This is a genomic window from Maccoyibacter intestinihominis, from assembly GCF_040096355.1.
Lineage (GTDB): Bacteria > Bacillota > Clostridia > Lachnospirales > Lachnospiraceae > Maccoyibacter > Maccoyibacter intestinihominis.
Window position 1 is genome coordinate 376570 of record NZ_JBBMEX010000001.1, and the last position, 8066, is coordinate 384635.

The 8066-nt window shown below is 41.4% G+C and carries 8 protein-coding genes; 2 read left to right on the forward strand and 6 right to left on the reverse strand.

From position 1 onward, the window contains the following. The first annotated feature begins 65 nt into the window (after nt 1-65). A complete protein-coding gene (gene spo0A / locus WMO43_RS01765; RefSeq protein ID WP_177962644.1) occupies nt 66-866 on the forward strand; it encodes a sporulation transcription factor Spo0A in 801 nt (266 codons plus the stop codon). 68 nt (nt 867-934) lie between these two features. After that, nucleotides 935-2383: a glycogen synthase GlgA gene (glgA, locus tag WMO43_RS01770; protein ID WP_353529568.1), complete on the forward strand. Its 1449-nt coding sequence runs from the start codon at nt 935-937 to the stop codon at nt 2381-2383. Between the two features lie 3 nt (nt 2384-2386). Here the strand turns inward: glgA and WMO43_RS01775 are convergent, their stop codons facing one another. The 6 genes from WMO43_RS01775 to WMO43_RS01800 all read right to left on the reverse strand — a co-directional run bounded on the left by WMO43_RS01775 (nt 2387) and on the right by WMO43_RS01800 (nt 7688). Then, complete coding sequence (locus tag WMO43_RS01775; protein ID WP_353529570.1) at nt 2387-3265, reverse strand: DUF5688 family protein; 879 nt, start codon at nt 3263-3265, stop codon at nt 2387-2389. Between the two features lie 141 nt (nt 3266-3406). Further along, entirely contained in the window at nt 3407-4459 is a 1053-nt protein-coding gene (locus tag WMO43_RS01780; protein ID WP_353529572.1) for an ABC transporter substrate-binding protein, read from the reverse strand. Nucleotides 4460-4469: 10 nt separating this feature from the next. Further along, nucleotides 4470-5252, reverse strand: coding sequence for an ABC transporter permease (locus WMO43_RS01785; protein WP_353529573.1), 783 nt, complete (start codon nt 5250-5252; stop codon nt 4470-4472). Beyond that, complete coding sequence (locus WMO43_RS01790; RefSeq protein ID WP_177963211.1) at nt 5246-6073, reverse strand: ABC transporter permease; 828 nt, start codon at nt 6071-6073, stop codon at nt 5246-5248. Before WMO43_RS01790 ends, WMO43_RS01785 begins: the two co-directional genes overlap by 7 nt. Continuing rightward, a complete protein-coding gene (locus WMO43_RS01795) occupies nt 6066-7139 on the reverse strand; it encodes an ABC transporter ATP-binding protein (RefSeq protein WP_353529575.1) in 1074 nt (357 codons plus the stop codon). The genes WMO43_RS01790 and WMO43_RS01795 overlap by 8 nt, the downstream gene beginning before the upstream one ends. 9 nt (nt 7140-7148) lie before the next feature. Further along, complete coding sequence (locus tag WMO43_RS01800; protein WP_353529577.1) at nt 7149-7688, reverse strand: helix-turn-helix domain-containing protein; 540 nt, start codon at nt 7686-7688, stop codon at nt 7149-7151. Nucleotides 7689-8066: the final 378 nt, after the last annotated feature.

The window sequence follows — 8066 nt, forward strand, 5'->3', positions numbered from 1 at the left end:
TTGAATTTAGGGGAACCTAACGATATAATAGCAGCATGTTTGAAAAATTTACCAGGAGGGACAGCATGGAGAAGCTGAACATTGCGATTGCAGATGATAACGAAAGAATGGTGCGTCTTTTAGGCGATATTGTACGGAGTGATGAAGAATTACAGGTGATTGGAACAGCGAAAGACGGGGTAGAAGCGTACGAATTGATAAAAACTGCCGAACCTGACGTTGTACTGTTAGATATTGTTATGCCAAAGATGGACGGCTTAGGAGTTATGGAAAAAGTCAACAAAGATTCTACGATCAAAAAGCACCCGGCATTTATTATGATCAGTGCGATTGGTCAGGAAAAGATTACAGAGGATGCATTCCGGCTCGGAGCAGATTACTATATTATGAAACCGTTCGACAATGATATGGTCATTAGTCGGATCAAGGATGTCAAAAACCGTAACGTAGCACGTCCAAGCGAGGTGCGTAAGGTACAGCCTTATGAGAAACGGGAAGAATTAAAAGAACGTAACTTAGAGGCTGATGTGACGGCAATTATCCACGAGATTGGAGTTCCGGCACATATTAAAGGATATCAGTACTTACGGGAAGCAATTATCATGTCTGTGAATGACATTGATATGTTAAATTCCATTACGAAGATTCTCTATCCTACGATAGCGAAAAAGTTTCAGACTACGCCAAGTCGTGTAGAGAGAGCCATCCGTCATGCGATCGAGGTTGCATGGAGCAGAGGAAAAATGGATACGATCGATGCACTGTTTGGGTACACCATTAACAACGGAAAAGGAAAACCGACAAATTCAGAGTTTATCGCTCTGATCGCGGACAAAATCAGATTGGAATATCGGAGCAATTCCTGAGATTAACTTTAAAAATTCCTCCTGGTACGGTATAATAAAATTAATTATATTGTACTTGGAGGTTTTTTATGAAAAAAGTCTTGTTTGTAACATCGGAAGCAGTTCCGTTTATTAAGACCGGAGGGCTTGCGGATGTAACCGGTTCTTTACCGAAATATTTTGATAAAAAGAAGTATGATGTACGTATTATGATCCCGAAATATCTGTGCATAGAGGAAAAACTGACAGCAGATTTGGAAAATCTGGGAAATTTTTCGATATCTCTCGGATGGCGTGAGCAGTATGTCGGAGTATTTCACAAGGTTGTCGAAGGGGTTACTTACTATTTTATAGATAATGAATACTATTTTGGCGGAGATCAGCCATATAACCGGATCTATGAAGATGTGGAGAAGTTTGCATTCTTTTCTAAAGCAGCCATTGCCGCAATGAAATTTATTGATTTTCAGGCAGATATCATACACTGTCATGACTGGCAGACCGGAATGGTGCCTGTATTTTTAAAATATTTTTATGGAGAGGATCCGTTTTATCAGAAGATGAAGACCGTCTTTACAATCCACAATCTGAAATTTCAGGGAAGATGGAAGCTCAACGAAGTCAAAGATATTACGGGACTGCCGGCTAAATTCTTTATGCCGGATCAGTTAGAATCTTACGGCGAAGCAAATTATTTAAAGGGCGGGATTGTCTATTCCGACATGGTAACAACGGTAAGCAGATCCTATGCGCAGGAAATTACGACACCGGAAGGTGGAGAGGGCTTAGACGGTCTGCTTCGTGCAAAATCAGACCATTTGTATGGAATTGTCAATGGGATTGATTATGATGAGTATGATCCGGTCACGGATCAGCGTATCGGGACACATTTTGATAAGATGAATGTGGTAAAAATGAAACCGGCAAATAAGGCAGGCCTTCAGGAAGAGCTGGGACTTCCAAAAGAGGAAGATGCATTTTTGATCGGAATTGTATCGAGGATGACAGTGCAAAAGGGTATGGATCTGATTGCCTATGTGATGGATGAACTGTTAGGGGATAAGAAAATCCAGTTTGCAGTGCTTGGAACAGGAGAAGAACGTTTTGAGAATATGTTCCGCCACTTTGCCTGGAAGTATGAACGGCAGATGGGAGTCTGTCTTCAGTATTCCGAAGATTTAGCACACCGGATCTACGCTGGAGCGGATGCCTTTTTAATGCCATCCATGTTTGAACCGTGCGGACTCAGCCAGTTGATGAGTATGCGTTATGGAACCGTTCCAATGGTGCGTGAGACAGGAGGGCTTCGGGATACTGTCTGCCCATATAACGAATACGAGCAGACAGGAAATGGTTTCTCTTTTGCCAATTACAATGCACATGAGATGTTACATATGATCCGTTATGCAAAAGATACTTATGTCAATCATAGAAACGAGTGGAATGGGATTGTAAAACGTGCGATGGACTGTGACTATTCCTGGAATGCATCCGCTAAAGATTATGAATCACTTTATGAGGAACTTTTCAAGATGTGATAATTAGCAAATGGAGTCTGTCTTTCGGGAATAATAATAGGCATGATCGGAGAGAACTTCTTCCGGTGACAGCTCTGAGAGGTTGACCTCCTGAATGATTGAGGAATATTCTTCAGAAGATTCTCCCTGTTCAGCCGGAAGCAGAAGTACTTCATGCAGACTGCTTGGGATAATAATTAAGTCGTGATTTATTTTCTTCGCTATTGAGGATAAAAGATTTGGATAGAGTATTACGGCTGCACCAAAGAGTTTTTCGGAATTGGTCAGAACATAGAGTGGGTGGAGCTGGTTTTTGCTAAATTCAGACAAGTCGGAAACATTCTGCAAGACGGAAAAAATATCATCGAAATAGTAAGGGAGCAGCTTTGGGGTGTTGATTTTTGCAGACTCAAACAGGGTATCGGTCGAGACATTCCAGTAAGGCAAATGCCGGTTATAAATGAGGATTGTTGCCTGCTCTCCGGGGGTTAGATGAATCAGATAATAGAAGACGACAGCGAGGTCGAGAAAACGAATATGGGGAACTTCTTTTAGAAGTTCTCTGTTTTTTTCGTAGTGAATCAGCTTCATACAGATGCGGTCTTTGGCATTTTCGTAGTCTGTAAAGAAGCGGATGTCAATGTTCTCGTCGGGATGATGCATGGCATAGGTGTTTTTGATTTCTTCTAAAATGTGAAACATCGGCATGCCGTCCTGAAATTTGGAAAAGTATGGGTTCAGATAAATCGTAGGAGAAATATTCTGTCCTTTTTTCTGAATGGTCAGTCCATCTAAAATAATTTGATTGTTTTTTGGTATTTTTTGGATAGACAGTGTATAGTCGCTGCCATAGTAATTGCTTAATGCAGAAACAATCGTTTCTTTAAAGGTGTCAAATGTCATAAAAACCTCCTGAATAAAAAATGTAACAGGCGGGATATGAAATAAAATGGGAATATGCACGAAAGTGCAAAGATAAAAAATCCACATGAGATTCATGTGGATTTTAATGTAACACGGAAATTCAAAAAATGCAAGTAGAAATTATTTGGATTTTAATTCTTTCCAGAGTTTGTTGTAAAGTGCAATGGAATCTTCATCCAGGTAGCGGAAGATCTCACAGTTGTTTAAGGTTTCGTCATCAGGGAAAATGGTCTTATTTTCCTGGGTTTCTTTGTCTAATTTGTCATAGACCGCTTTATTTGGTGTTGCATAGTATACATATTCAAAGTTCTTCATAGCGATGTCCTCGCGGCAGAGGAAGTCTAAGAATTTTTCTGCATTTTCCTGATGTTTACAGGTCTTTGCAATCAGCCAGGAATCAATCCACATATTCGAGCCTTCCTCCGGGACACTGTAGTCTAAATCTTTGCTCAAAGACTCTGCATAGGCAGCTTCGCCGGAGTATACCAGTGCCATGGATGCATTGCCTGCGACCACTTCGTCAGCACTTTCATCTACCAGATAGGAGTAGACCAGCGGTTTCTGCTCAATTAACTGGTCAAGTGCTGTTTCTAACTCTTTTTTATCGGTAGAGTTTGAGGAATAACCGAGACGTTTGAGTGCCGGTACAAAGGTGTCACGCACACTGTCTTCCATGATAATCTGGTCTTTATATTTTTTATTCCAGAGGATATCCCAGCTTTTGACGTCATTGGCATCTACTTTATTTTTGTTATAGAGGATTCCGACCGTTCCAAAGAAGTATGGCATGGAATATTTGTTTTCCGGGTCGAAAGCCTTAGAAAATTCAAAATAAGAATCATCTAAATTTTTAGAAAGAGGAATCTTATCAAAGTTAATCTCTTTTGCTTCTCCCTCGTTGATCAGGCGTTCTACCATGTAATCAGAGGTGCAGATCACATCGTAGTCGATCGCACCGGATTTGTATTTCGTATACATTTCCTCCGGATTTACATATTCTTCATAGTTGACATGGATGCCGGTTTCTTCTTCAAAGGCATCTAACACACTCGACTCTATATATTTTCCATAGTTTAATACCGTCAGTGTGTTTCCGTCATCTTTAGAGCTGCAGGCAGTGAATGCGAACATCGCTCCAAGGCATGCAGCCATCAGCAGTAATTTTTTCTTCATAATGTCCTCCTTATGTTGTCAGTGCGGTGCTTTTTTTGGATGAACGGTAATTCATCAAAAGCAGTAACAGTAGTGCGATCAGGAATAAAATAGTGGAGAGAGCGTACATCTCCGGTTTGATCCCTTTTTTGAGTTCGGTGTATATCATGGTTGAGAGTGTATTGACTCCCGGTCCTTTTGTAAAATAGGTAATGGAAAAATCATCTAACGACATGGTCACGGACATCAAAAATCCGCTGAATACGCCGCCTTTGATATCAGGCCAGATGATCTTCCAAAACGCATAAGGTCTGGAAGCACCTAAATCCAATGCCGCCTCATAGGTGTTAGGACTTAGGGAATTCAGTTTTGGCAGTACGTTTAGAATGACATAGGGGATATTAAAAGTAATATGTGCGATCAAAACGGTGTTCATGCCAAGTCTTGTAAATTTTATCAGTAACAGCATTAACGAGATACCGGTTACAATGTCCGCATTTAAAAGCGGGATATTGGTAGCTCCAAGCATCAGTGCTTTCTGTCTTCTTTTCATACTGTGGATACCAATAGCTGCCAGTGTTCCAAGCAGGGTTGCTACAATAGAAGCAACCAGTGTGATGGTAATGGTTGTATAAAAAGCGTTCATAATGGTCCGGCTTTTAAATACCTCCTGATACCAGCGCAGTGTAAATCCGCCCCACTGGACACGCGATTTTGAGTCATTGAACGAAAGTACGATCAGGACCGCGATCGGAAGGTACAAAAAGAGGAAAATAATGATCAAATACAGGCGTTCGATTCCTTTTTTTACCATACGGCATTTCCTCCTTCATTTTCTTTATCCTGTCGGTTCATAAATGCCATGGAGGCAATGACAAAGATCATCAGTACAATGGAGAGCCCTGAACCAAGATGCCAGTCCATGCCCTGCATAAAGGACTGTTCAATGACATTTCCGATCAACAGTACTTTGCCGCCGCCTAAAAGATCCGAAATAACAAACGAGGTCAGTGCAGGTACAAACACCATAATAATCCCGCTGAAAACTCCGGAAAGGGAGAGCGGCAGAATGATCTTAAAAAAGACCAAGAGGTTTCCGGCACCTAAATCTCTGGCTGCCTCAATCAAATCCTTTCGGATGCGTACTAACGCATTATAGATTGGCAGGATCATAAATGGAAGGTAGTCATAGACCATACCAAATACGACAGCGGTCGGGGTATTCATCAGGTTGATCCCAGAAAAACCTAACGTTTTTAAAAGGGAATTGATAATACCGTTATTCGATAAAAGCATCTGCCATGCTAAAATACGAAGCATAAAATTCATCCACATCGGAAGTACAAAGAGAAAGACCACAAAGCTGTGCTCTTCGATCTTCATATTGTTTAAGATCATTGCCAGTGGATAGGAGAGCAGCAGGCAGATCAGGGTACAGATCACAGCCAGTTTTAATGCTAAAAACAATGCTTTTAAATGTACCGGCTCTGCGATCGCCGCGATATTTTCCATTGTAAAACTTCCGGCACTGTTTGTCAGTGCATAGTAAAGAACGGCAAAGACCGGAAGGATGATAAAGCCGATGATCCAGACCAGGTAAGGACCGGCTAAAAGTTGTTTTCCAAATTTACGCATCGACTTCTACTGCCTCCTCATCACTGGATTCCGGTTTGTTCATAATCTGAATATTGAACGGAATGACACGGATTCCCACTTTAGAGCCGACCTCATGCATTTTAGTTGTGTGCACCAGCCATTCAAATCCGTTTGCAAGGACTTCAATTTCGTAATGAACCCCTTTAAATATGATAGAGATGACGGTTCCATCGATAATTCCTTCCTCCGGTTCTACCAGTTCCACATCTTCCGGACGGATGACAACGTCAACCGGGCAGTTTTGTCCGAAGCCTTCATCAACGCATGGAAATCTGGTATCTAAGATCTCAACCAGATGGTCTTCTATCATAACTCCATCAATGATATTGCTTTCTCCGATAAAATCGGCAACAAAGGCGTTGACCGGTTCATTGTAGATATCCTCTGGTGTTCCGATCTGCTGGATATATCCCTGATTCATAACGACAATGGAATCGGACATGGTAAGTGCCTCTTCCTGGTCATGTGTAACATAGAGAAAAGTAATGCCAAGCTCATTTTTTAAACGGATCAGCTCGTACTGCATATCCTGACGCAGTTTTAAATCCAGTGCACCGAGAGGTTCATCTAAGAGCAGTACCTTCGGTTCATTTACGATGGCACGGGCAATCGCGATACGCTGCTGCTGACCGCCGCTTAAGGAATCGACGGAGCGTTTTTCAAAGCCGTCTAAATTGACTAATTTTAATGCGTATTTGATCTTATCGTTGATGTATTCCTTGCTTTTCTTGCTGATCTTTAAACCAAATGCAATATTTTCCGCAATGGTCATATGTGGAAAAAGAGAATATTTCTGGAATACAGTGTTTAATTTTCTTTCGTTTGGTGCAAGTGAAGTAATATCCTGACCGTCAAAATAGATTTTTCCAATGTCAGGGGTCTCAAAACCGCCGATCAAACGCAGGGTGGTGGTTTTACCGCAGCCGGATGGACCAAGCAGGGTCATAAATTCATTTTCTTTAATGGTCAGATTTAAGTCATCTAATACCATCTGAGAGTCGAAAGATTTCGTAATGTGTTCTAAAGTAATAAAGTCTTTGCTCATGGTATCCTCCTAAAAATTCGGTGGCGTGGAGACCCAGATAAATACAGCCTCTTTGACACCGTATGCTTCGATGTGGTGACGTTTCAGTCCTTTTAAGTAAAAAGACTCCCCGGATTTTACAAGATAACTTTTCGTTCCACGGATGATCCGGATCGCTCCTTTTAAAACATATCCGAATTCTTCTGCCTCACTGGGTTTCAGCTCCATGGAACGGCCCCCGGGCGCAAGCGTTACGCGTAGAGGTTCCATACCGTTTTTCTGTGCGTTTGGCACGATCCATTCAATTTTTGAATGTTCGTTTTCATCTATTTTTGTAAAATAATCTTCCTTTTTAAATACGATCTGTTCCGGTTCATCATCTGCAAAAAATTCTGCAGGTGTGGTTCCAAGACACTGGATAATGTCAAGAAGCGTTCCAACAGAAGGAGAAGTCAGATTTCGTTCTAATTGAGAGATAAATCCCTTAGACAGCTCAGAACGATCGGCAAGCTCCTGCTGGGTCAGTCCATAGTGAACCCGAAGCTCTTTCATGCGGTGCCCGATGTCCATAATAAACTCCTTTTTCTATTATTACTGTGATGTATATGTCAAGATCATGGGTGTATCCATGATAAAAAGTTGCACTATATGTAAATTGCATGTTTAATAATAATAAACAAACTGAGAATTATTATACCGCGTTTGTGGGAAAAGTCAATATTTTCAGATAAATAAAATAAATTTTCCCGAAAGCAGGGGGCGTGTTAGAAAAAAGTATGTGCTCAGCGGGTTTCCGACAATTATTGCAAGTTTCCTTGTGCTAAGCATTCCGATGAACCTCCCCAAAAGCAGGAAGCGTGTTCGCCAGAGAGCTCCACGCTTCCGGGAGTTTCATCTCCATAGCCCAAAAAGAAACTTTTCATAATTGTCGGGAACTCGCTGGGATAT

Excerpts from the sequence above, each read along its gene's own strand:
- spo0A (WP_177962644.1), top strand. The coding sequence starts at position 66 with ATGGAGAAGCTGAACATTGCGATTGCAGATGATAACGAAAGAATGGTG.
- glgA (WP_353529568.1), top strand. The coding sequence starts at position 935 with ATGAAAAAAGTCTTGTTTGTAACATCGGAAGCAGTTCCGTTTATTAAG.
- WMO43_RS01775 (WP_353529570.1), bottom strand. The coding sequence starts at position 3,265 with ATGACATTTGACACCTTTAAAGAAACGATTGTTTCTGCATTAAGCAAT.
- WMO43_RS01780 (WP_353529572.1), bottom strand. The coding sequence starts at position 4,459 with ATGAAGAAAAAATTACTGCTGATGGCTGCATGCCTTGGAGCGATGTTC.
- WMO43_RS01785 (WP_353529573.1), bottom strand. The coding sequence starts at position 5,252 with ATGGTAAAAAAAGGAATCGAACGCCTGTATTTGATCATTATTTTCCTC.
- WMO43_RS01790 (WP_177963211.1), bottom strand. The coding sequence starts at position 6,073 with ATGCGTAAATTTGGAAAACAACTTTTAGCCGGTCCTTACCTGGTCTGG.
- WMO43_RS01795 (WP_353529575.1), bottom strand. The coding sequence starts at position 7,139 with ATGAGCAAAGACTTTATTACTTTAGAACACATTACGAAATCTTTCGAC.
- WMO43_RS01800 (WP_353529577.1), bottom strand. The coding sequence starts at position 7,688 with ATGGACATCGGGCACCGCATGAAAGAGCTTCGGGTTCACTATGGACTG.